We start from the raw sequence: 23,301 nt of genomic DNA, 5'->3' as shown, positions 1-23,301 counted from the left end.
GATCTTGGCGTATCGCCAGTGCGTACCGACCCCGTCAGGCCTCGTCGAGACTCGAAGCCATGTGCCTGACCACCTGGGTGTGGGGTCAAATGATAATCATCGGCGAGCGGTTGTAATGGGGCGAAAGCTAACACTGGCGAAGGATTGCTCTCGGTCCGAAGCGGACATCAAAGTAGCGCTATTTGAGGTTGGGACCGGCATGTTCTCGATATTAGAGACTTTCAGTATCTGCCGTTGAAGGTGAGGCTTCGCTGCTGATAATGCGTCCCAACTGTTCGGCCATTTCCAGAGCATGAACGGCACCTGAGTTTTCGCTATTCAGCAATAGCTTCGAAATATGCACTTCAGCCCCACAATAACCAAAGATGCCTTGGTCCATCTGCGTTTTCATAGCAGTGCCGTAGCCGTGGCGTTCGTAGGTCAACGGATCAGCGCCGCCTATGCCTATCAAATGTACTGACAACTTTCCGAGCTTCTTTGTAAGAGAGCCCTCTGGATCGAAATCAAAGGCCCAACCATTGGAGAACACTCGGTCAATCCAACCCTTGAGAAGTGCAGGCATGGACCACCAGTAAATTGGGTAAACCAGGATGAGGGTATCGGCACGTTCTATACGCGCTTGCTCTCGCTGAACATCAAGTGGGGGAGAGGCTTTGTGGCGATGTACCTGCAGGTCAGCCTCAGTGAAGCAAGGATTGAATGCTTCTTGCGCGAGGTTGGCGACCTCTACGACTGAGGCAGAATCACCTAGTACGATACCTTTGGCCACCCTCGCAGCGATAGAATGGGTGAGCGACTGTGACTCTGGATGAGCGGTGACGATGAGGACGTGCATTACGATTCCTTCCGTTGCCTTGAGGCGGGCGGTTGCCGACTATATACTTTTGGTAAGTAATGCTCGCAATCTACTAATGGTATATAGAGATGTCAACGTCTAACCGAAATCAGGCAGACCCCACCAGAAGGCAGCGGATGATCAGAGAGGATCGCCTCCGTCAGTTGCTCGATGTCGCGTGGAGATTGGTAGGGGAAAGGGGGTCCGATGCGCTCACCTTGGGTCGACTTGCCGAGCAAGCCGGGGTTACGAAGCCAGTTGTGTACGACCATTTTCCTACCAGAGCCGCACTGTTTGCGGCCTTGTACGAAGATTTTGATCAGCGCCAGACAGCCCGCATGGACATTGCGATAGCCGCCAGTGAAGCCACGCTCGACGGCGTAGCGAGCGTCGTAGCATCATCCTATGTTGACTGCGTATTGCTTCAAGGCCATGAAATAGCGGGTGTTATTGCTGTGCTATCCAGCACACCAGAGCTTGAGAAAATCAAACGCGAATATGAGGCTAAGTTCCTTATCAAGTGCCGAACGTGGTTTTCGCCATTCCTGAAAGCAGGGGAACTGGGTTTGTCGAGTCTGCACGCAATTGTAGGGTGTGCTGAATCACTATCGGCCGCCGCAGCGCGTGAAGAAATTTCTTCGGATGACGCCAAAAAGGAGCTGATGGCTGTGATTGTGGCAGTTGTTCAGAAAGCAGGGCGAGGAGGACTTGAAAAGTGACAGGCTGCTTCTGGCCGGAAGCAGCCCGCCAGACAGACCGACCCAGGCTTACAGCAATCTCATCCTCACCAGTGAAACAAGTCACCAGACAATAGGCTTGTCGTCCCAAGCCCAAAAGGTCCCGCTGTCGGTCGGGCCATGCGCGCCTACCACCTCAATGATGCGCTCCGCCGAGAAAGCCGGTTCGAACAGTTGGCCTTCGGGTACGTTCGCCTGAAATGGCTGAGACAGCTCCGTATCGGTCGTGCCAGGGTGGATTGCCAGGACAGTAGAGGCCGGGTTAAGGCGTTTCAATTCGATACTGGCCGTGTGCAGCAACTGGTTTAGCGCTGCTTTGCTGGCTCTGTAGCTGTACCAGCCACCCAAGCGGTTATCGCCAATAGAGCCAACCCGCGCGGAGAGCGCAGCGAAGGTAGAAGGTTGTTTGCGCAGTAGTGGGAGTAGGTGTTTGAGCAGCAGGATCGGTGCAAAGGTGTTGGTCGCGAAACTCGCTTGCAGGCTCGCAAGTGTCAGTTGTGCCAGACCCTTTTCTGCTTTTGCGCCGTCCTGATGAAGAATGCCTAGCGTACTGATGACCAGGTGCAGATGATCGCATCCATCAAGCGTCTCGCTCACGAGTGCTTCGAGGGATTGTTCATTGCGCGCGTCGCAGTCGACGCGTTTGATGCGTTGGCCATATCGCTCTGCAAGCGTTGCCAGTTCTGTGGAGGTGCTGGCTTTTCGCGCCACCGCCCATACCTGAGCCACATCATCGCGAGCAAGCAACGCCGCGCACAGTGCCAGGCCGATACCTCGGCTGGCTCCGCATATCAGCACGCTAGCGTCGCTGTTCAGTTCGGGTATCAAACTCATAAGGCACCTTGAGAAGCATGGCTGAAGTGATTTTTTGACTTCGCGGCAAGACATTATGTTCAGGTGGACCGTTGCTTACCAATAGGGCGTTCAACGAAAAGGGTTTTATGCTGCTGCGTCGGCCATAAGCCACTCTAGAAAATTCATAACTGTATCCCGAGATATATGCTCAATCTTTCACAGTATAAAAAAATCAACTGAGAGAGAAATAAGCAGTCCTGGGTATATAGGCGCTGCCACTTGGCCCGGAAAACAGGGACGACGACATGAACATGATCGCTGATTACGGATTGACAAGGGTCATGATACTGAGCCTTTACGTCACTACTTCGACCGTCACCGAATGACGCCTGTGATACCGTTACGCGCCATTGCGCACAACCGCAAACCTGGCGTGCTTCGGCTATTTGATCGGCCAAAGTATCGACAACGAAACATCATTGAACAGATGCCTGAGGGCATCGGCACTCACTACGAAAAACTGGCTGGAAGCTTTGCCGCCATGGCCACGCTGGCCTGCAGCCTACGCTGCATGCAGCAATACTTATCGTACAAAAGCCAGCAACGTCAAGGATGGAGAGCAGAATTTTTTTGAGAAAATTATTCACACTCTTTTTTATTTTGTGCAAAGATACAAACATTAACGGATTAATCAATCACCCCATGGACATTGCAAACAATGACTCTGCTTGACGCTATCCAACGCGAAAACACTGGCTTTGAGACAACCCTAATTAAGGGCATCGAACCGATCCGGCAGTTCGTTCTGGCTATATCAATTTATCACCTGTTCGATACAAAATTATTTTCCTTGCTGATTAAACACCCGGTTGCCTCGCTGGATGTGGCCTGTCATGAGCTCGGGATGGATAAAGAGAAACTACTTGGTTTATTCAGGTACCTGAAGAACGAAGGGATTCTTCTGGAAACAATAGACGGTTTCTCATTATCAAAAGAAGGGCACGCGCTGGCACCTTTCGAAGGCTGGTATGTGATGCTGGTCGGCGGCTATGCCACCACTTTTCTACAAATGGGCGAACGCCTTCAGGAGGGCGCTGGCTGGGCCACCCGCGACGCAACCAAGGTCGGCGTAGGTAGCTGTGGTATCAGCCACTTCGACGCGATCCCCTTGACCAGGTCTTTGATGGCCAAAGCTCCCGGTACATGCACAAAACTGCTGGACCTGGGTTGCGGAAACGGGCGATACCTCGCCGAATTCTGCAAGGCCCTTCCGCAGATACAGGCTTGGGGCGCCGAACCGGACCGCGGAGGCTTCGAGGAGGCTGTAGACCTGATCGAAAAAGAAGGTCTGTCGCATCGGGTTCACATCAGCCACAGCGGGGCAGTCGAATTCCTGGATTCGGACTTTAACTTCGAGCCCGATTTCATCGTGCTGGGTTTTGTGCTGCATGAGATCCTTGGCCAGGCCGGTCGACCGGCAGTGATCAACTTCCTGAAAAAGATTGTCCACCGTTTCCCCGCAATCAACCTGATCATTATCGAAGTCGACAACCAATTCGACAATGCCGGCGCAATGCGCCACGGCTTAGCGCTCGCTTATTACAACCCTTACTATCTGTTGCATTGCTTCACCAATCAATTGTTGGTGCAGGACGCTGATTGGCTGGATATTTTCGCCGAGGCTGGCTTGTCCCTGTTCACCCGCGAGACGACGTCTGACCAGGTTGACTCGACCGGTCTGGAAATCGGCTATCTGCTGCGGAGGGCATGACCTTGGCATACAACAAACGCCACCAAATCGTGCGACCCGATAGTTGCCTGAGTATGCTTCAGCAGCGCCTGAAATACGCTCGTTCGGAGCTGCGAGATTCGGCTTGCTACTTCGTGGAGAATGTTCCGGTGTGGCCAGGTGCAGCGTCACCGACTCCGTTTGCCGCCAGCAACGACATCTTTCAATACGCTGACTGCAATGGCGCCCCACCCTTGATCAATACCCTCTGCGACCGCGATAACGCGCTGTACGGGCTCGATTTGTCAGGCGAGAATTTCCTCGTCACCAATGGCGGAATGCACGGCTTGTCACTCGTGTTTCGGCAGATCAAGCGCCGTAGCGCCGAGGCTGGCTCAGCGGTGTGCCTGGCTCCGGTATTCGGCGCCGTCCCCGCCCTGCTGGAAGCCACCGGCTACGACCTGATCTACTACCGGATGAGGGCTGCCTTCCCTACCGTCGAAGAGGTCCTGGCTGTATGCCGCGCAGACACCAACCTGGTGTACCTCAACTTTCCACATAATCCATTGGGTGGGATTTACTCAGACGCCTTTATGGAGGAGCTGGTGCCGAGTCTGGCCGAGCGCGGCATCTCGCTGGTGCTGGATATGGTGTACGACTCCTTCATCTTCGACGACCAGAAGATACGCTCACCATTCGCCTGCACAAGCGATCTTTCGTCACTCTACACCGTTAATTCAGTGTCGAAGAACTATGGCTCGCCTGGTTTGCGGATCGGCTGGGTAACCTCCTCGCCGGACAATGTCGAGGCAATGGCGGGGATGCTGGAGATTGAATGTGTCGCCGTCTGCTCGCCTGCGCAAACCAAGGCCGCGTCCTTGATCTCGATGGGAAACGCGCCACTACACCAACAAGTGGTCAACAGCCGGGCCATTGTCCGGGAGTTCCTCGGCCGCCACCTGTCGAAGTATGCATCGCTGCCGCCAGCGGGCACCCAGGTGTTCGTCAACCTGCCAGTACACGACATCGAGGGTTTCGCCGATCAAATGCTGGGCGAGTACGGCTTGGTGCTGGCCACGGCGAGCAATTATTCAGGTGCCCAAGGTGCGCACATCCGTATCCCCACCGGCTACCCGGAATCGGTCACCCACAACGCCCTCGACCTGCTTCGCCAAGGCATCGAACGCTACGCCGATGCCTGAGTAAAAAAGCAAATACGGCCCGCATCCTGCGGGCCGAACCGTCGACGCATCGAAAACTTACTCAATGAATGTACATCTGTATCTTTCGTTTATCCTCACGAGCCTCATCGTTCTTGTCGTTCCAGGGCCAAGTTTTGCTTATGCAATCGCCGTCGGAATGCGCAGCTCCCGACAAGTGATCTTGCGCAACGCACTTGGCATGGCGCTCGGTGGGCTTACCATCACCATGGCGCTCGCGTTCGGAGTAGCCCAGCTCTTTGCAGCCTATCCGACCGCATTCGTTGCTCTGAAGTTTATCGGGTGTACATACCTTGTCGCGCTGGGGATTCGCACATTCCTTACCCGCCCCGAGCCCAAACACGCGTGCAAAATAGAAACGTCAGCAACACCGCTTTTACAAGGGTTCATAGTCGAAACCGCGAATCCAAAGGCTATCCTGTTTTACGTTTCGCTCGTTCCTCAGTTCGCTGATCCGGAGCTCGGTCACATGGAAGCCCAATTGCTGATTCTTGGGGCCACCTTCGTTGCTCTACAGGTCACATGGGACATCGCTTTGATGCTTGGAGTACATCGGCTCGGAGCAATTGCAGGAGGCCTCATGTCCACGAAGTCCCAGCGAATCATTAATCGAATAAGCGGGACCACGTTTATCGTACTGGGCCTGGCCTTGCTCACTCAGGAGCGACCCGTTAGCTGACCGGTAATGTGCTTCCTATAACACCCCGTAAGCGTGGCGTCAGTAACAGGGTCGGAGTCACGTTCGACTCTACGCGCTGTAAAGGAGCATTCCGATCAGGCTCGCACGCGAGTCTGTTTTTAACGCAGGCAGCCACTTATCGTAAGGAGCCTGGTGTGGTGCTTCTGAAACACCACACTGATGCATGCACGAATTCAGTGGAGCAACTATAGCCCTACCACCTCGCCAACAACCGCGCCAACCCAGCCGTCACCACGACAGCCAGCAAAACGGCAGCCGCGATAGACAGAAGCGCGCCCCATTGCAATATGGAGTACCGGAGGGTCAGGTAGAAACTCACCACACCGACGGCGCCAATGGCATTGCCGCGGATTATCGCTGCCAGTTCATAACGCCCGCCTTGAACATGGACGAACACTGCAAGCGGCCAGGCGATCACCGGGATGGGCGCCAGCAGTCCACTGACCACCGGCCCGAGCCAGGTGGCGCTTGCGGTAATCGCCAGCAGCAGAAGCGTGGCCGTCAGCATGCGCATCGGAATGACCCAGCGCGGCAGTGCCACGTATGACGCTACGTCCGGCGGTGTCTGTTTCGAGGTGGCAACGATGATCAATGCAACCATCAGCAGCGTAAAAATGATCGACAGCGCCAGTAAGCCCGACAGGTTCATCAGAAAGGCCGTCGCGCCATACACCGCCAGAGCCAGGACGCATCCCGTCAGCGCTGAAACGCGTCGAGTGATCAGGAAATAAAACAGGTAAGTCGCCTGAATCGCCGCCAGCCCGGCCAGCGCGCCGGGCACCGCCATCGAGGCAAATTGGGTGCCTTGCTCGAGGCTGAGAAACAGCATGACCAGCGCCGAGGTCATCGGCAGGCCGGAAAGCAGCCCTGCCACGCCGGTACCCCAACGCCTGGCCGCCAATGAAATAGCCAGCATGAGCGCGGGGGTGATGAGTAACTTGAGGTAGAAGGCCGTCATGCAGAAAACTTCACATCCGAAAGTGGGCTGAATGCTAAACCTTTTGGCGGTTGGTAACGATGCATGTCAGCGCTTACTCCATCACCCGACAGCCAGAAACAGAAAAGCCCGGCGAACCGGGCTTTTCTGAAAACGGGCAGTGCTTATTTAGCGGTTTTCAGCTTGATCACATCACCAGAAACGGTGGTGGTGTAGCCGTTCAGGACCCAGGCCCAGAACCACTTTTCCTGCACTTGGGTATTGATCAGCGCATCGCCACCCTTGGCCTGAATGGCGCTGTTCTGCGCACGAACAAAACGGTCGTTCTGACGAATCGGGATCAGACCGAACAGCATCAGGCCGGTGGCGCTTGCTTCACTGTGACCGACGACCGTGTATTGGCTGCTGTCATAGTGCGGAGTTTTCATAGGGGTGCCGGTGCAACCCGCCAGAACCAGGCCACATACTGCTGCGGCGACAACTTTACTCACTGACTTCACGATAAAACTCCATGGAAAACGCCCGGATCCAAATCTCGGGCGGCGGTACTTTACTCGCAGGGCGCGTGCTTTAGGTATTTTTTTGAAATCGCCTCACAGCGCGCTCATGACCGAGCATCCGCCAACTCCGAGAGTGGCTGTTTTCCAGTTGTAGCGGAGCGCTGCACCTCCGAGATGTTCGGTACGCCTGCAAAAGTATTAACGCAGCAGGCGGAAGGTCTCACGCACATGCTCGGTGAGCGTTGCCGGGTTTTCCATGGCTGCGAAGTGGCCGCCGTGCTCGGCTTCCGCGAAGAACCGCAGATCGTCGAAGCGCGCCTGCGCCCAGCGCCGTGACAAGCGCAGCAGCTCGCCCGGGAACATGCTCACGCCCGCAGGGACAGGCATCGCGGGGGCCGGGCCTTGCTTGTGCATTTCGCGCATCCCTTCCCAATAGAAACGGATCGAGCTGGGCCCGGCATTGGGCAGCCAGTACAGCATGATGTCGTCGATCAGCGCATCGAGCTCGATTACCCGCTCAGGCTCGCCGCCGCTGTCGGAGGCATCCTGAAACAGCGCATACACCCATGCCGCCAGGCCAACGGGCGAATCCGACAGGGCGAAGCCTACTGACTGCGGCCGGGTGCTGTGCACTTTCATGTAGCCGGAAAGCTCTCGGTCGTAGCGCTGCGCATCGGCCAACATGCGCTGCTCTTCAGGGGTGGCCTGGGCGATTTCCGCCTCGGTGGCTTGGTACATCACCATGTTCAGGTGAATGCCGATCAGGCCAGGCGGGCGCATGTGCCCAAGGGCGGTGGTCACGGCCGCGCCCCAATCCCCACCCTGAGCGGCCCAGCGCTGGCCATAGCCCAAACGGTCCATCAACTGTGCCCAGGCCGCCGCCGTTTTGCCCACGCCCCAGCCTGTAGAGCGCGGCTTATCACTGAAACCAAAGCCCGGTAGCGCCGGGATCACCAGATGGAACGCATCGCTGGCCTCGCCACCGTGGGCGACAGGGTCGGTGAGTGGCCCGATCATCTTCCTGAACTCAAGAATGGAGCCCGGCCAACCGTGGGTCATCAGCAAGGGCAAGGCGTCAGGGTGAGGTGAGCGGATGTGCAGAAAGTGAATACCAAGGCCGTCGATCTCGACCCGGCTGCTGTTCCACTGATTGAGCTGGGCTTCGGTGGCCCGCCAGTCATAGCCATTACGCCAGCGCTCGACCAGCGCGCGCAGACGCTCGAGCCGTGGCCCCTGGCTGTTGTCGGACACAGTCTCGGGGTCAAGCCAGCGGGTTTGCGCCAGACGCTGGGCAAGATCGTCGAGTTGCGAATGGGGGACTTGAAGGGGAAAAGGTTCGATAAGGTAGGTCACTGTTTGCTCCCTTGCACATGGGTACGGGCCAGCGTGTCACGCACGGACGCCCATTCACGTTGACCATAGCGGTCGTTATCCAGATTGAGCAGCTTGCCGCGCCCGCTCATCATGTCGCGCAGGTATTGCATGCCTTGCCAGGCCGGAAACGGCTTGTCGCTGGCAGGCGTGAGCGCACGCACCACGCCGATGAGGGTGGACAGCGTGCCGATATTGCCGGGGCGCAGGGTGCGGTAGCGCTGCCCGGTCAGCTCGGTGAGGAGGCTGGCGATCTGCGCGGGCGACAGGCTGTTACCGGCAATGCGCAGAAAGCGCGGCGTGTGGGGATCCAGCGCGGCATCGGCGGTGAAGGCGGCTACGTCGTCCTTGGCCGTGAAGTCCAGAGACTGTTGTGCATCACCGAAATGCAGCACCCGGCGTCCGGGCAGCACGATCGGCGCATCGCCTTCGAGCAGCTCCAGAAAGCCACCGTTGAGGATCGAGGTCACGCTGATGTCGGCCGCATCGAGCTGGGTGAGGAAGCGTCGGCGAAGGTCCAGGTTGCGGTTATCGCCAGGCCGGGTAAGGGTGTAGTCGAGCGAATAATCCGAGGGAATGAACCTGGGTATGCCAGCCGCCACCGCAGCCTCCAACAGCCTGCCCTGCTGCCCGATGATCACCTCTTCCAGGCCGTTGAGCGTAGACACCACACAACCCGATCCAGCAATGGCGCGGCGCAGGCCCTGAGCGTCATCCAGTGAAACAGGCGTGATCGTCGTGGTGCTGTTGCGCAGGCCGTTCAGCCTGGCCGGTTCAGTGCCCGGTCTAACCAGCGCTATCACATGGGCACTGCGCTCTGCCAAGGCGCGCACGACGCGTTGGCCCAAATCTCCCGTAGCGCCAGCAACCACAATGGGTAAAGCAGTCGCGTCATTCACAAAGCGCTTCCTTGGTCGTTATGAATAGGTAGAAACGGCGTTCACCTGCTTCCATTTAACTGAACGTTACCGTTTAGTTGACGAACAAACAAGCGGGCTGTAATTTGCCGGCCATGACAGCGATCAAGACCAAATCCAAAGGCGGCAGGCCCAGGCAAGACCAGGCGGGCGAGGCGGAGCGTCGATTGCTGGATGCCGCGCTGCAGCGCTTTCTGGCCTGTGGTTTCGAAGGCACCTCATGCGAAGACATCGCCCGCGCCGCCGGTGCCAGCAAAGCCACCCTCTATGCCCGCTACGCCAACAAAGAAGCGCTGTTCGAAGCCGTGGTACGACGCCACGTAGCCACCTTGCTGGTGCCCGCCGAAACAACTCCCGCGCTCCCCCTCGAAGGCCGTCTGCGGCACGTGGGCCACGGCATCCTCGAACATGCGCTGCAAGCCGATACCCTGGCCATGATGCGCCTGGTGATCGCCACCTCTAACCGCACCCCGCTGCTGGCGGCTGAGGTCAACCGCATCGGATGGGAAGGCGGTTTCATCAGAGTACGTTCGGCGATATTGGCAGGCCCGGACCAACCCACCGACCCTGACGCACTGGCCCGTCAATTCATTGATCTGGTGTTCGCTCCCCATCAGCTTAGAGCGCTGCTGGGGGAGGATCGGGGGGTGTTGATTCAGGGTATTCCGGAGCGGGTGGAGTGGGGGGTGAAGATGGTTGGGGGTGCTGGGTTGTTGGGGTGAGGGATAACAAAGGGCTAGGAGCAGTCATCGGGAGCGTATGGGGGGCTCTACTTATCATGTATCTTATATCCTTCCAAAGGAATCTCAGACGTGCAGTTATAAAGCGGAGCAGGACTAAACTCTACGCCTTCTAATTCCTGTGTGTTCCAGACTTTTGCTTTAGCAGCCAAATACAGCATACCCAAAGTTATAGGAATCTTGCCGCGCCTGTCCTTGCTTCGCCTGAAGGAAAAAAAATCATATCCCTCAGGTACGAAATACCTGTAGGGATCATAGTTATCTATATTTATGGAAAAACGCTCAAAGAACTCGGGCATCATCCCCTTCGATGCCCAGCTCACGGTTAATATCAGTGGCCAGGCTGAGAGTTTCAAATGCACCCTTGCTGAATTCAAACACTTCTTGAATACACTTGACTATGTCGTTCAGCAGCTCATAGTCCACGCTATCTTTATTCATTCAGAACACCTGATCCTCAGCGCATACAATGGCATTGTATGCGACAACGGTTTTATAGCCGATGAGTCCTAGATTTCGACTCCAGTGCGTTCAGGTAACAGCGCCTGGAGTTGCTCGACAAGATGCTTTCACGCTGACGGCATTCTGCGGAGTCGGGGGCGGTGTCTCCCTTGCAAATGGGTGCGCGTGTCACTGAAATAGATCGCGTCCACTGCATGTTCAGCCCCGTTTTTCCAGCGCACTAAAAACAAAAAAACCGCACAAGGCGGGCTTTGGGCACTTCAGTCCACTGTCCAAAACACATCTAGATTTCAACAGAGTGCCCAGGCATGAATCACGCAAATAAAACCAAGCCGCCGCAGAGTGCATATGCACTCTGCGGCGGCTCTTTCCTGCAAAGCCTGGGGCTCTGAATCAGCTTTGACCTTGCTTCGGATCCTCAGCGTGAGCCCAACGATAATCCAGACGCGGCGCGAACACTTTGATCCGACGCTTGATCTTGATCAGAATCGGGTCATGCACCGGCTCCGGATCTTTCAGGAATACGGTCAGCACAGCACTCAGTGCGTACAAACCGGAGAACGCCCAGACCACACCTTCAATGCCGTAACTTTCATTGAAGATCGCAACAACAGCCGGGCCAACCCACGTCGACGCGCCTGCACCCAGGCTCAACACCGACAAGGCGGCCGCTTTGTTGTTCGGTGCCAAAGCAGGGGCGAGCGCCGACAGCGGCACGAAGCACGCCAGGGTCAGGCCGTAGAAGGCGCCGAAGATCGAGGCGATCAGGAAGTCGTTCGGAAACGCCTGTGGCATGAAGAAGAACAGCGGCGTGCTGATCGTGCTGCCCACTGCGCCAAACCACAGGATCGTGTTGCGATAACCGATCTTGGTGCTGATGACGCTGGAGCCCAGGTTGCCGATGATGTTGAACACAAAGACGATGGTCAGCAGGCGCAGCCACTCTTCCAGGGTGAAGCCAACGGTTTGCATGAAGAACCCTGGCATGACCACCAGAAAGCCAAACATCGACGAGGTGTTGATGACGCGGACGATACCGGCCAACGACACTTTGGGACGGGTCCACATGATGGTGATGTTCTTGGCCATCGACACCAGCGGACGCTCGCCCTCCGGTGCCAGTCGGCGCATGCCATGAGCTTCGCGCATCCCGACCAGACCAATCACACCACCGATGACCACCAGGGCGAAGGACAGCCAGAAGGTCAGCAATGCACCAATCAGCGGAATAGCGATGCTCGCCACCAGAGAGCCCAGCATTGGCAGGCCCGCGGCGTAAGCCACCCAGAACCAGCCAACGGCCATGCCCATCTTGCGGGACGGCGTTGAAGCCGCGATCCAGACCAGGAAACCGTAGGCGAAGAGCGGATAACCGAAACCGCGCAAACCATAGGTCAGCAGAATCATGGAATAGCTCAATTCCTGCAGGCCGTAGACCAGGAAGAGCACTTCGAACACGCTCCAGATGATCAATCCCAGGAACATCACCCGTTTCGGGCCCCAGATATTGGAGAGCGCGCCGGCGAGCCACGATGAAATACCGACCGTGACGCCGTAGAGGGTAAAGATCATGGCGACTTCATCGCCGGGCATGCCGCGTTCACTGAGGAAGGGCGAGAGGTATCCGAGTTCTACGCCATCGCCGATCATGAAGATCAACAGGCCGACAAAACCCCAGAACATGGGATAGGGAATACCAACTTTGTCGCAGAATCTAACGAGTGGAGTGTTCGGAGTGGATTGATCGCTCAATTTTCCGGTCCTTTTTGTTGCACGACGTTTGGGCGCGCCGTAGGAATGGCCTCGATGAGGTTGAAAGGCAGACTGGATAGCACAGGCATCCGCTTCGGGCAGCGAGCAAGACTGGCTTGATTATTTGACGCGCGGGGTCAGACATTGGAGCAGCTATCGTCGACCCACTAATCTACGTTTTCCTAGATTTTCGAGCCCGAAGCCTACCTTTTATGCCAGATGAAACGATTCATCACAACCGCAAGCCATTTTTTGTGGTGCGACAATATGTCCGGTTGTATTGCCTGAGGGGTTCGGATTTAGGGAGATGAAGTGTTTCGAATTGTGTATGAAAATAAATACATCTTTTTCCTGGGGTTGTGAGAAAAGCGGTGAGCGGTGTGCCAGTGCTGCCGCATCTTCTAAACCGTTCAGGGCGTCGAACATACCGAGGCTTTTGCTGGCATCGGTTGGGGGGGGCGAGCATGCGTACCTCGAGGCCCGCTTTCAGTTCCATGTTCGCTTGGGCCATTTGCTGGGCCAACACTCTTCTCGCCGATGACTTGCGGAGCGCACATAACGATCTCGTGCAGCACCAAAAGCCAGAAACAACAAAGCCCGCATAAGGCGGGCGTTCGGGCATTTCGCAGAGCGTCCGAAATCCAGGACACATCCGAACCAAAAATATGGTGCACCAAGCGGGATTCGAACCCAGGCCCCCTGCCTTCGGAGTCCTAGGCTCTGTACGAAAAATACTGTCTCAAACACCGCATGGTACAAGCCAGTGGGACCATTGCCGCATAACTTTTTGCGAGTTTGTAGAAGCGCGTAACGATGCGACGGTTCTCCTTCAACCAGCCGAACATGCGCTCGATGATGCTGCGCTGCCGGTACTTGGGGCGATCAAAGAGTCTCGGTAATCCCGGTTTAGGCTTGCGCTTCATCGTGCGTAGCGGGATTACCGGCTGCATCCAGTAACTGTCGCAGTAGCGACCAACGCTTCGGCGTCATAGCCCTTATCAGCCAGCAACCAGCGACAGCGCTTGCGGGGGCGACCGCGCAAACTCGGGATGTAAGCGTTATCCAGCAGCGGTTGCGCATAGCTGATGTCGCTGGCTTGCCCACCTGACAGTAGAAAGTTTAGCGGTACGCCATTGGCGTCGCACAGCATATGGATCTTCGTCGTCAGGCCGCCCCGGCTTCGACCGAGGGCGTGGTGTTGCGGTTCTTCAGGCCCCCTCTTTTCCCAGCACCAGAAGAGGCCCGGGTTGCGCGTACCGCCGTGGAGTCAATCATCCAGGTCTCCAGATCAATTAACCATTGCTCATTCAGCTTGATGTGAAGCCGCTTGAGCATCTGGTCGAACGTCCCGCGATTGCGCCAGTCACGAAAGCGTTGATAAACCGTTGACCATGGGCCGAAGCGTTCGGGCATGTCGCGCCAGGCAGCACCCGAGCAGAGCCCCCAGAGCACGCCGTTGAGCATCAGCCGATCATCTGACCGTGGGCGTCCGTTACGGCGGGGTTCACTGAATATGTCTGCAACCAAATCCCAGGCTGCGTCGGGGAGTTCGTACCGTTTGGCCATCGTGGGCTCCTGCCGTTGATGGACGCGGACTTTACTGACTCCCGACGCTTACTGGGTTCAAATGAGTTTCAGATGATTTCGTACAGAGCCTAGGTACGTACACAGCTCTTAACGTGCAATCAGACCAAGCACACCCTAGGCTGGCAATCTGAGAGAGAATTCGGCTAATATTTTCTTTTTGATATGTTGAAAAGCAGGGAGCTACGATTATGTCTTTTGATGCTTTTATGAAAGTTGATGGTGTTGAAGGCGAGTCTCTTGACGATGGACACAAAGGTTGGATAGAGCTGCTTTCTTATCACTACGACGCAATGCAGTCGATCAGTCAGACTGCCAGTTCCAGTGGTGGGGCGACCGCTGGAGGCGTTTCCCTCGGGGATTTTCAGATCAGCAAATATATAGACAGAGCCACCCCGAAACTATTTGAGCTTTGCTGCAGGGGCTCACACATCAAAAATGTGACCATCCGAATCCATAGGGCGGGAACTGAAAAATTCAAGTATCTGGACATAGTGCTTGAAGAGGTGCTGATTGCATTAGTCAGTGGGCAAGGTGCAGAACAATCTGGCTTTCCCGTCGAAGTGGTGACCTTAAATTACGGTCGTATCAAATTTGAATACTCACAACAACGACGTGCTGATGGTGGGAGTGCGGGTATCGTTTCTGGTGGTTGGGACAGGACCGCTAACAAGCCATTTGCGTAAGGAAACGCATTATGTCTGATGATGGAAGCTTTCGCGTCATCCTCAATTTTGCCCAAATGTCGGCGGTACTCTCTCATGAGTCCCTTACGCCCGCGGAGATGATGTCTAACCGTATATTTGGCAGCCTTCGACTCGTCGGTGGCATTATTGAGCTCGCTGGTTCGGGGGTCTTATGTGCGCTACCTGAGCCAACGATGATTTCAAAAGTCGGTTGTGTGGCAATGGGCGTGCATGCATCTGACCAACTTTCAGCCGCGTCAACGCAGATTGTTACAGGAGAGCAAACCGATTCTTATGCATTTAAAGCAGGGATGACTGCGGCTGAGGCATTGGGGGCTTCTCGAGAAACGGGTCAGGTTATTGGTCTAGCTACTGAGTTCGTGGTTCCCCTGACTACTGCTTCTATGTATAACGCATTCCGAGTGTCCTCGGTACGCGCTGGGAGAATGACAGTTGTTGTTAGTGAAAAGCCAAAAAATGTGCCTAGAAAAGATCCGGGTGGTCATACACTAAAGGATCACTTTCAAAAAGATATTCCCGGATTACAGCAACGCCTGAAAAAGGTAAGATCGGCGACTGTAATGTCTACGTTTGAAAAAATGGATATTGCAGAGTGGGCGGTTAGCCAAACATTGAAAGCAAACCGCCTCAGAATTCTAATGTATTCCAAAACTCAATTTATTCGCAAGAGCAACCGACTAGTCTTAGATTTCGATGCTCAACAGGAGGTGGGTTGGGGCATATACCGTTCAGCGCCAAACACTCCCGTAACCATGACAAAATTGAGGGTAATTATAGAATTCGTTGAATTTAATCACATGCCCAGATACATCCTTACAGCCTTTCCAATTCCTTGAGGTTTTTTGCAATGCGCGGATATATGGAGTTGATAAGCTTTATGAAGGTGTTGAGTGATGGATTGCTCGATTATATGCCTGAAGATCAAAGAGCTGGACAGCTTACCGTCGAAGAGGTAATCGAGCAATGGATGTCAGAAAAATCTTATTACTCCAGCCTCTCGCTGAGAAAAGATATAGTCACTTATATAAGGCTCCAAGAGTCCGGCGATTTTTCAGTTGATGAGATACTGTCATGGTATGACCTTTGCTTCATTCCTGAAAGATTTGGTGTTGAAGAGCATGTTTTTTTTAGCGGAATACTCAAGTCAATAGACTCGCACATTGAAAAGAAAAAGAAATCTTTCTTTGTTAAATATTTTAGTTGGGTAGGATGCAAGTAATTATATATTAATCCATTAAAAATGGCGTCGATGGAGCAGACGCTGCACGTTGCAGATTATCGTCTTGGAAGCTATTTTTGAGTTCATCAGGCGTCAGCGCCTCCTAAAGGCCCGGATGCAGCAGCCAAGACGGCCACGAACAGGAAAATCCCTAGTGGGATGCTTCTGAAATACCACACTGATGCATGCACGACTTAGGCGGAGCAACTACAAGCCCTACCGCTTCGCCAACAACCGAGCTAACCCAGCCGTCACCACGACAGCCAGCAAAACGGCAGCCGCGATAGACAGAAGCACGCCCCATTGCAATATGGAGTACCTGAGGGTCAGGTAGAAACTCACCACCCCGACGGCGCCAATGGCATTGCCGCGGATTATCGCCGCCAGTTCATAACGCCCGCCTTGCACATGGACGAACACTGCAAGCGGCCAGGCGATCACCGGGATGGGCGCCAGCAGTCCACTGACCACCGGCCCGAGCCAGGTAGCGCTTGCGGTAATCGCCAGCAGCAGAAGCGTGGCCGTCAGCATGCGCATCGGAATGACCCAGCGCGGCAGTGCCACGTATGACGCTAGGTCCGGCGGTGCCTGTTTCGAGGTGGCAACGATGATCAATGCAACCATCAGCAGCGTGCAAATGATCGACAGCGCCAGTAAGCCCAACAGGTTCATCACAAAGGCCGTCGCGCCATACACCGCCAAGGCCAGGACGCATCCCGTCAGCGCCGAAACGTGCCGAGTGATCAGGAAATAAAACAGGTAAGTCGCCTGAATCGCCGCCAGCCCGGCCAGTGCGCCGGGCACCGCCATCGAGGCGAATTGGGCGCCTTGCTCGAGGCTGAGAAACAGCATGACCAGCGCCGAGGTCATCGGACTTGAGGTGGAAGGCTGTCATGCAGAAACTTCACATCTGGAGATGGGCTGAATGCTAAACCTTTTAGCTGCTGGCAACGATGCGTATCTGCTCTTACACCACCGCCCGGCAGCGCATCCGCCGATAACCGGAAACAGAAAAGCCCGGCGAACCGGGCTTTCTGAAACCGAACGGCGCTTACTTAGCGGTTTTCAGCTTGATCACGTCACCAGAAACGGTGGTGGTATAGCCGTTCAGGACCCAGGCCCAGAACCACTTCCCCTGCACTTGGGTATTGATCAGCACATCGCCGCCTTTGGTTTGGATGGAGCTGTTCTGCGCGCGAACAACACGGTTGTTCTGACGAATCGGGACCATACAGGGCTTACTATAGCAACACATCCTGCCCTGAGGCAGCTTAAACATTGCCTCTCAGACCGGTTTATCCCTCAAAAAAGGATGCTTTTTCGCATTCATATGGACAAGCTTAGGAGAACTGATACATATTCAGAACCATCGCTCGTAGCATTGCGCGGTTGAAATCTGAAAGGCGAACTCGACGTAACTATTACCCACATAGCCTGACAGACTGACAGTGGAGCATGGAATGCCAGATTTATCTCAAGACACGATTGATGATTTGAGTAAACGCTTAGGGATACTCTGAAGTAGGCATCAATTTTTGATGCTCTCATGGCCTGAGGTTCAAAAAACTCAGCCGATCAAATAATCAGACGTTTTCCGTTTTTAACTCGTCGAGTTTGTCTCGAACAGCACCTTTCCAAGGCGTTTTTCCGCATTACGGGCGCACCTCTCCCGTGGCCAGCAGCCGTTTTCGCGCCATCCAAAGGTTCGACAGGGCAAACAGTGTGGCCTGTTGCGCGATGTTTTTAGCCAGCCCGCGAAACCGCACTTTCGTGTAACAAAACTGGCGCTTGATCACGCGAAATGGATGTTCAACCTTCGCTCGGACCTGGGCTTTCGCGAACTCGATCTTGCGGTATACCCGTGTGATCAAACTGGTCTTGCCATGCTTTTTGTAACGACTTGGACGGGCCGCAATTGACCATATCATCTGGCGATCCTGATGCTCCGCACGCTTGTCCACGCCGGTGTAGCCCGCATCACCTATGACATAGGTTTCCTCGCCGTGCAGCAACTGATCGACTTGAGTCACGTCCGCCACATTCGCCGCAGTGCCCACCAGGCTATGGACTAAACCCGACTCGGCATCGACGCCTATATGCGCTTTCATGCCGAAGAAATACTGGTTTCCCTTCTTCGTCTGATGCATTTTGGGATCGCGTTTACCGTCCTTGTTCTTGGTAGAACTCGGCGCATGAATGATCGTCGCATCGACCACCGTACCTTGGCGCAGCATCAAACCACGATCACCCAGATAGCCGTTGATGACCTGCAAAATCCCGCCTGCCAGTTCGTGTTTTTCCAACAAGCGCCGGAAGTTGAGAATGGTGGTTTCATCAGGAATCCGATCCAGACTCAATCCCGCAAACTGGCGCAGGATCGTCGTTTCGTACAACGCTTCCTCCATCGCCGGATCGCTGTAGCCGAACCAGTTTTGCATCAGATGTATGCGCAGCACCGCCATTAAAGGATAGGCCGGACGGCCACCGTCGCCTTTGGGGTAATGAGGCTCGATCAGATTGATCAATCCCTTCCAGGGCACGACCTGATCCATCTCGATCAGGAAACGCTCTTTACGGGTTTGCTTGCGTTTGCCAGCGTACTCGGCGTCGGCGAAGGTCATCTGCTTCATCAGGCGTCTCGGCGGTTGAGATCAGGCATTCTGCCAAATTTGGAAGCGTTCTTCAGAGTTTCCTTAGCGATGTTATTGGAGGAGAAAAGTGGGTACCACAGCCCTCACTATCTTGCCGCCGGTGGTTCCGCAGCCGTGTATCGCGTTGAAACGCCGGAAGGCCAGCGAGCGTTCAAAGTCTTCGATCCTAGATTCATAAGCAATGAAGAAGGGTCAAAAGAAAGACACCGACTCACTCTACAGGAAAGATTGATAGGGCACCATTGTCAAAGCTTAGTCCAGACGTATAATATCGAACTGAAGCATGAGACTGCATTTGTTGAAATGGAGTTCATTGCTTGGCCTCAGCTAAAAAAAGTTCTCGCAGACATTCCTGATGACGCAGTATCGTCGCTCATCGCGCAATTAATAAACGCCGTGCGTTTTTTAGAATCACTAAATATAGTTCACCGGGATATAAAACCGGAAAATATTCATGTAGCTAAAGACTTTAAGCGTTTGAAGCTATTAGATTTAGGTGTTGTCAGAGAGTTTGATCCTGGCCCGGAAGCTGATGAAACAGATCATGGAGAATTACGGGTATTCCTTGCCACCGCCCAATACAGCCCTCCTGAGTACCTTTTCAGGTTAGACGCTCCCTCTGAAGAGCTTTGGAGAGCACTAAATTTCTATCAGGTAGGCGCAGTGCTACATGATTTGATTATGAAAGAACCAATTTTTCAGTCAGAAATGGCAACGGGAAATAGATGGTTGGTGGCAAAAGCAGTATTGTTAAAACAACCGACTTTTGTAGATGGTAATCCTGGGCGATTGGCAAAGCTCAAATCCTTAGCAACAAAGTGTCTAACTAAAGACATGCAGGCAAGACTGGAAGTGGTTAGCTGGAATGACTTTGAAGGTAAAGAAAAAAACCCGATGGTCACATTACGAAATCGGCTTAAGGTACGTCATACTAGCGTTGAGACTAGGCATTCAAGAGAGCTAGTTTTTCAGCGAGATAATTTCCGCGACAAGCTCACAGCAAAGATTCGTGAAAACTTGATCGCCATATGCCAAACGGACCTTCCATTTGAATTGTCGAATAGTGCTGAAGAGCACGTTCAAGTATTAGATTTAATGTTTGATACAGGTAAGTTACTCTCGATATTGGTCAGGCTTTACTTTTTATGGCAGGATGGGGTTTATAGCGCAAACGTTAATATTGAGCTATCTTCTTTTTTATTTGATAAGCGAGATGGCAAGATCCCTTCACCGTTGTCACGAAAATTAATCTGCTCTACAAGTTACAGCGCAGGATCTGAAGAGGCAGGTAACTTAGTTTGCGTCGAGATATCCGCTGTTACCTCTTTAGCTATAGATCTCATTGACGCTGCGGATGGCGACGAAAGCCAAACACATGGACTGGTAAACTTTGACATCCTGTCAGAAAATAAGGACATATAAGTAGTGAACACAAATTGGTGGAAACTAAAAAAACAAATGGGTCAGCCACAACGAGACTTTATTGAGCTCCCAGTTGGAGGTCGATATTTTTTATCTGGTCCACCGGGTTCTGGAAAGACAAACATGCTCCTTCTCAGGGCCGAAGTCACTATAGGTAGCGGAGAACGTAAAATACTTTTTATAACATACACACGAACTTTAGCTGACTTTATAAGAAGCGGCGCTGTTGCGCGAGGCTTAATCGAGTCTCATCAAATAAAAACATTTCACTCGTGGGCATATGATTATGTTCTCGAGCACTTGAATGAGAGGGTTCTGTCGAAAGAGTCCGATTTCGATGATGAGGCTCGAACTGAAACATTGAATCAGATACTTGAAGCAAGCAAAAAGCGTCCATCTGAGTATATGTATAGCGCTATTTTTGTGGATGAGGCGCAAGACCTTAAGGTTGAGGAGTTGAGCGCGCTACTAGAATTATCTGAAAACGTATGTATTTGCGGAGATGACAGACAAGGCATTTACCACAGAAATGGTATGAGCATTTCAGAAATAGGAAATCTCGACGCGTATGTTTTAGATAAGCACTTTCGAATGGGGCATGAAATAGCTAAGGCTGCGGACCGACTTATGCCACCCTCTAAAGGAACTCCGAAATTGGAGGACACCTGTAACTATGATCAGTCAGTGTTCGGAAAGTCGACGGCTGAGATGCACGAGTGTGCTTCAAGGGGGGCACAGTTCGATTTAATGCTTGAAAAAATAAAAATACAGCTCGATGCCTTTAAAGGTGATGTGATTGGGATATTCTGTCCTAGACAAGAAGATAGGGATGATCTGAGAAGTCGTTTTGATTCAACAGACATTGCCGAGTTAGTGTGCGTACACGGGGTCGACGATAATGCGTCCTTTGTTAGTGAATTCCCAATACATGTAATTACAGTGCATAGTGCAAAAGGTACAGAATTTAGGTGTGTGCATATATACGGCTCTGAGGCATTTGCGAATTTCCCACTCAATAGAACCAAGTTAAGCTACACTGGGATTACAAGGGCCAAAACCTCATTAAATATTTATAGAACAGGTAAAACGTCTTCGGGTCTGGAGCATGCGCTAACTAAAAAACAGCTATTTAGCCTTGATGATCTTTTAAAGGAAGACGAATAATGGCCAAGCTAGTATGGTATTCCTATTCAAAGGATCTACTTCCTGATTCGCTGCTGGCCGCTTCACCGTTTAATAGCCTGGGTGGGAATTTAGTAAAAGGCCCTACATCTGGAACTCATGAGGTCACAATAGGATATTTTGAGGAGGGTAGAGCTAAAGATCTAGCATTGCCCAGCATTATCGTCTTGCCGGATAAAGCCTCCGCTGAAATTTTTGCTTGGCTGAAAGCATATGCTCCTGATACGTCACCTCTTAGTCAATTTTCAAGAATTATAGCTAATAAAGAGTTCAAAAGTTACCATGTTGCCTTTCCACCTAAAATAGGAGCACTTAATCTTGTACAGCGTTGGCCATCTTTAATTCTCGGTGAAATATTCGCCCAAGGAGAAGTCGATACAAATATTGATTCGCTTCCACTATCGCGCTGTTTGGCTTCGTACTCTAACACTATGGCAAGAGCCTCCATAATTCATAATGATAAGATGCTCTATGAAACTTGTGTGGAACGACTAAAAGTAGCCGAAGCGGATAGAAGATTTGTTTCCAGAATACTTAAAATTGACGATCTTAAACCGATATGGGATAGTATTGATATACATTGGGACAGTGAAGGACCAATAACTAAAGTTATTGAAATTTTTGGTGGGAGTTTAGAAGTAGAAAAAGATCTGTTTGACCGCAGTGATAAGCGCAGTAGCTTACATAACTATCCCGAATTGCTTAGTGATTCAGTTGAAGCCCGAGTAGTAGCTTTTCGAGCACTGTTGCGTGATAAAATGGCTAGTCTTGATGTCCCCGAGCTAAGGGCTCATTTGTCAGCGACCTTTGCGACAGCTGCGTTTCTGGTTGGAAGAAGTACTTCCCATATATTTTTACTTAAGGGGATAGATAGAGTTATTCCATCAGTATATGTATGGTTTGGCCTAATTGCCGGAATGGTCGGTCCACGTTATTGGGATGTGGAATGGACTCGCGCCGCTAAAGGAGTAGAAAAGAACTTAAGAGCTAAGCTAGACTGGTCCGAGCCTAATCAGTCCGATTTGTCTTGGTCAGAGTATGAGTGGCTTACCGAAACTTACAGAAATGCAAGCCCGTTTATAGAGTTGCCAAAACAGCTGCCCAAAGTTCTTTCCGTGGAAGTGCTTCCAGGTGCAGCTTGTCAATTTAGACTAGTATTAGAAGCTAGCAGTATTGGCAAGAATGTGCAGGCTGAAACTGATGCACGAGAAAATAATATATTGAAAAATCTATTAGTTGAGTTGCAATCACTTACGGAAAAGACAAAAGCTCATCTATATGAGAATGAGCGATATCGGCACTATATAGATGATTACGATAAAGGCTATTTAAAACGAGGGCGCAACAAGACTAGTTATACAGGTGATTCAAAAAAATAATAGCCGAGGGGCCGCCTGTTCGCGGCCTCTTACCCACACAACATGCTTGAGCATTCATTGTCCCTGAATATTTTAAATTCAATTCTGACCAGCTAGTGCTAGTCCTCACCATTAAGCGTAAGGATTAAAGTTAGTAAGCTATTACGGGCTCTAGCTTACCGTCGGCGCTATGGGGAGGAATAAGAGATAAGGATGTATGATCTTCTGAGAACGTTTGAAATCTGTGCCACTTTAAAATGCATGAAAGAAAAGTATCCGCGCAAACCCCACCTAGCAAAAAATGAGGATGTGGCTTACCAGGGGCATCTCTGGCGAGCAGTTCCTCGGCAGAAAGGTTTCGTAATCTTCTACCGACGACGCATGCGCCAAACGCTCAAATGTAAGCGCCTCATGAACCCCACATTCCAAATCGACAATTGAAGCTTTATGCTGTGCTCCCAATTCTCTTCAGGAGCCAGCACC

Annotated in this window: 21 protein-coding genes and 4 pseudogenes; 12 read left to right on the top strand and 13 right to left on the bottom strand. The window is 52.7% G+C overall.

The features are described 5' to 3' along the window. Positions 1–211 precede the first annotated feature (211 nt). The gene (locus AC54XV_RS00625) at positions 212–835 is read right to left on the bottom strand and encodes an NAD(P)H-dependent oxidoreductase (RefSeq protein ID WP_024661166.1); all 624 of its coding nucleotides are present in this window, start codon (positions 833–835) and stop codon (positions 212–214) included. Positions 836–972: 137 nt separating this feature from the next. On the opposite strand from AC54XV_RS00625, the gene AC54XV_RS00620 reads away from it, so the two are divergent. Beyond that, positions 973–1,554 (top strand): TetR/AcrR family transcriptional regulator, encoded by a 582-nt coding sequence (locus tag AC54XV_RS00620; protein WP_230081847.1) that lies wholly within the window; start codon positions 973–975, stop codon positions 1,552–1,554. 81 nt (positions 1,555–1,635) lie between these two features. Here the strand turns inward: AC54XV_RS00620 and AC54XV_RS00615 are convergent, their stop codons facing one another. Continuing rightward, entirely contained in the window at positions 1,636–2,406 is a 771-nt protein-coding gene (locus tag AC54XV_RS00615; RefSeq protein ID WP_496719007.1) for an SDR family NAD(P)-dependent oxidoreductase, read from the bottom strand. Positions 2,407–2,650: 244 nt separating this feature from the next. Here AC54XV_RS00615 and AC54XV_RS00610 point away from each other — a divergent pair. From AC54XV_RS00610 to AC54XV_RS00595, 4 genes and pseudogenes are all read left to right on the top strand, one after another. Next, positions 2,651–3,001: pseudogene (locus tag AC54XV_RS00610) on the top strand (IS5/IS1182 family transposase); the annotation flags it as partial. An 84-nt stretch (positions 3,002–3,085) separates the two neighbouring features. Further along, positions 3,086–4,138 carry a 2-ketoarginine methyltransferase gene (locus AC54XV_RS00605; RefSeq protein ID WP_496717610.1) on the top strand — a complete coding sequence of 351 codons (1,053 nt, stop codon included), beginning with the start codon at positions 3,086–3,088 and terminating at the stop codon, positions 4,136–4,138. Further along, complete coding sequence (locus AC54XV_RS00600; protein WP_060406310.1) at positions 4,135–5,298, top strand: beta-methylarginine biosynthesis bifunctional aminotransferase; 1,164 nt, start codon at positions 4,135–4,137, stop codon at positions 5,296–5,298. Before AC54XV_RS00605 ends, AC54XV_RS00600 begins: the two co-directional genes overlap by 4 nt. 64 nt (positions 5,299–5,362) lie before the next feature. Continuing rightward, on the top strand, positions 5,363–5,995 hold the full coding sequence (locus AC54XV_RS00595) for a LysE family translocator (protein WP_496717609.1): 633 nt from the start codon (positions 5,363–5,365) through the stop codon (positions 5,993–5,995). A 214-nt stretch (positions 5,996–6,209) separates the two neighbouring features. Here AC54XV_RS00595 and AC54XV_RS00590 read toward each other — a convergent pair whose 3' ends face one another. The 4 genes from AC54XV_RS00590 to AC54XV_RS00575 form a co-directional block, all read right to left on the bottom strand. Further along, positions 6,210–6,974: a hypothetical protein gene (locus AC54XV_RS00590; RefSeq protein ID WP_116830621.1), complete on the bottom strand. Its 765-nt coding sequence runs from the start codon at positions 6,972–6,974 to the stop codon at positions 6,210–6,212. A 143-nt stretch (positions 6,975–7,117) separates the two neighbouring features. Next, a complete protein-coding gene (locus AC54XV_RS00585) occupies positions 7,118–7,453 on the bottom strand; it encodes a hypothetical protein (protein ID WP_024661162.1) in 336 nt (111 codons plus the stop codon). Positions 7,454–7,651: 198 nt separating this feature from the next. Continuing rightward, the gene (locus AC54XV_RS00580; RefSeq protein WP_496717606.1) at positions 7,652–8,806 is read right to left on the bottom strand and encodes an epoxide hydrolase family protein; all 1,155 of its coding nucleotides are present in this window, start codon (positions 8,804–8,806) and stop codon (positions 7,652–7,654) included. After that, complete coding sequence (locus AC54XV_RS00575) at positions 8,803–9,723, bottom strand: NmrA family NAD(P)-binding protein (RefSeq protein WP_496717604.1); 921 nt, start codon at positions 9,721–9,723, stop codon at positions 8,803–8,805. The genes AC54XV_RS00580 and AC54XV_RS00575 overlap by 4 nt, the downstream gene beginning before the upstream one ends. Before the next feature lie 113 nt (positions 9,724–9,836). Between AC54XV_RS00575 and AC54XV_RS00570 the strand changes: the two genes are divergently transcribed. After that, on the top strand, positions 9,837–10,463 hold the full coding sequence (locus AC54XV_RS00570; protein ID WP_487213031.1) for a TetR/AcrR family transcriptional regulator: 627 nt from the start codon (positions 9,837–9,839) through the stop codon (positions 10,461–10,463). Positions 10,464–10,510: 47 nt separating this feature from the next. On the opposite strand, the pseudogene AC54XV_RS00565 reads toward AC54XV_RS00570, so the two are convergent. The 4 genes and pseudogenes from AC54XV_RS00565 to AC54XV_RS00550 form a co-directional block, all read right to left on the bottom strand. Further along, a pseudogene (locus AC54XV_RS00565) lies at positions 10,511–10,922 on the bottom strand (DUF1493 family protein). A gap of 414 nt (positions 10,923–11,336) precedes the next feature. Beyond that, positions 11,337–12,695 (bottom strand): MFS transporter, encoded by a 1,359-nt coding sequence (locus AC54XV_RS00560; protein ID WP_011266195.1) that lies wholly within the window; start codon positions 12,693–12,695, stop codon positions 11,337–11,339. Between the two features lie 210 nt (positions 12,696–12,905). Beyond that, a complete protein-coding gene (locus tag AC54XV_RS00555) occupies positions 12,906–13,121 on the bottom strand; it encodes a hypothetical protein (RefSeq protein ID WP_496719013.1) in 216 nt (71 codons plus the stop codon). 287 nt (positions 13,122–13,408) lie between these two features. Further along, positions 13,409–14,261: pseudogene (locus tag AC54XV_RS00550) on the bottom strand (IS5 family transposase). A 209-nt stretch (positions 14,262–14,470) separates the two neighbouring features. On the opposite strand from AC54XV_RS00550, the gene AC54XV_RS00545 reads away from it, so the two are divergent. From AC54XV_RS00545 to AC54XV_RS00535, 3 genes are read left to right on the top strand one after another with little or no spacing between them, the layout of a single operon-like run. After that, positions 14,471–14,965, top strand: a complete 495-nt coding sequence (locus tag AC54XV_RS00545; RefSeq protein WP_010408113.1) for an Hcp family type VI secretion system effector — start codon at positions 14,471–14,473, stop codon at positions 14,963–14,965. 11 nt (positions 14,966–14,976) lie between these two features. Then, complete coding sequence (locus AC54XV_RS00540; protein ID WP_024642128.1) at positions 14,977–15,822, top strand: RNase A-like domain-containing protein; 846 nt, start codon at positions 14,977–14,979, stop codon at positions 15,820–15,822. Between the two features lie 11 nt (positions 15,823–15,833). Then, a complete protein-coding gene (locus AC54XV_RS00535; protein WP_024642127.1) occupies positions 15,834–16,205 on the top strand; it encodes a hypothetical protein in 372 nt (123 codons plus the stop codon). Positions 16,206–16,421: 216 nt separating this feature from the next. On the opposite strand, the gene AC54XV_RS00530 is transcribed toward AC54XV_RS00535, so the two are convergent. The 3 genes and pseudogenes from AC54XV_RS00530 to AC54XV_RS00520 all read right to left on the bottom strand — a co-directional run bounded on the left by AC54XV_RS00530 (position 16,422) and on the right by AC54XV_RS00520 (position 18,835). Continuing rightward, positions 16,422–17,075: a hypothetical protein gene (locus tag AC54XV_RS00530; RefSeq protein ID WP_320635035.1), complete on the bottom strand. Its 654-nt coding sequence runs from the start codon at positions 17,073–17,075 to the stop codon at positions 16,422–16,424. A gap of 181 nt (positions 17,076–17,256) precedes the next feature. Continuing rightward, positions 17,257–17,436, bottom strand: a pseudogene (locus AC54XV_RS00525) (hypothetical protein); the annotation flags it as partial. Positions 17,437–17,857: 421 nt separating this feature from the next. Continuing rightward, positions 17,858–18,835 (bottom strand): IS5 family transposase, encoded by a 978-nt coding sequence (locus AC54XV_RS00520; RefSeq protein WP_024651015.1) that lies wholly within the window; start codon positions 18,833–18,835, stop codon positions 17,858–17,860. Positions 18,836–18,874: 39 nt separating this feature from the next. On the opposite strand from AC54XV_RS00520, the gene AC54XV_RS00515 reads away from it, so the two are divergent. From AC54XV_RS00515 to AC54XV_RS00505, 3 genes are read left to right on the top strand one after another with little or no spacing between them, the layout of a single operon-like run. Continuing rightward, positions 18,875–20,278, top strand: a complete 1,404-nt coding sequence (locus AC54XV_RS00515; protein WP_496717600.1) for a serine/threonine protein kinase — start codon at positions 18,875–18,877, stop codon at positions 20,276–20,278. 3 nt (positions 20,279–20,281) lie between these two features. Then, complete coding sequence (locus AC54XV_RS00510; RefSeq protein ID WP_024641038.1) at positions 20,282–21,442, top strand: UvrD-helicase domain-containing protein; 1,161 nt, start codon at positions 20,282–20,284, stop codon at positions 21,440–21,442. Then, positions 21,442–22,839: a hypothetical protein gene (locus AC54XV_RS00505; RefSeq protein WP_152532955.1), complete on the top strand. Its 1,398-nt coding sequence runs from the start codon at positions 21,442–21,444 to the stop codon at positions 22,837–22,839. The genes AC54XV_RS00510 and AC54XV_RS00505 overlap by 1 nt, the downstream gene beginning before the upstream one ends. Positions 22,840–23,301: the final 462 nt, after the last annotated feature.

This window comes from Pseudomonas fragariae (ex Marin et al. 2024) (assembly GCF_059621105.1).
The sequence above is the reverse complement of the archived record's forward strand: the minus strand, read 5'-3'. Positions and strand labels throughout refer to the sequence as shown.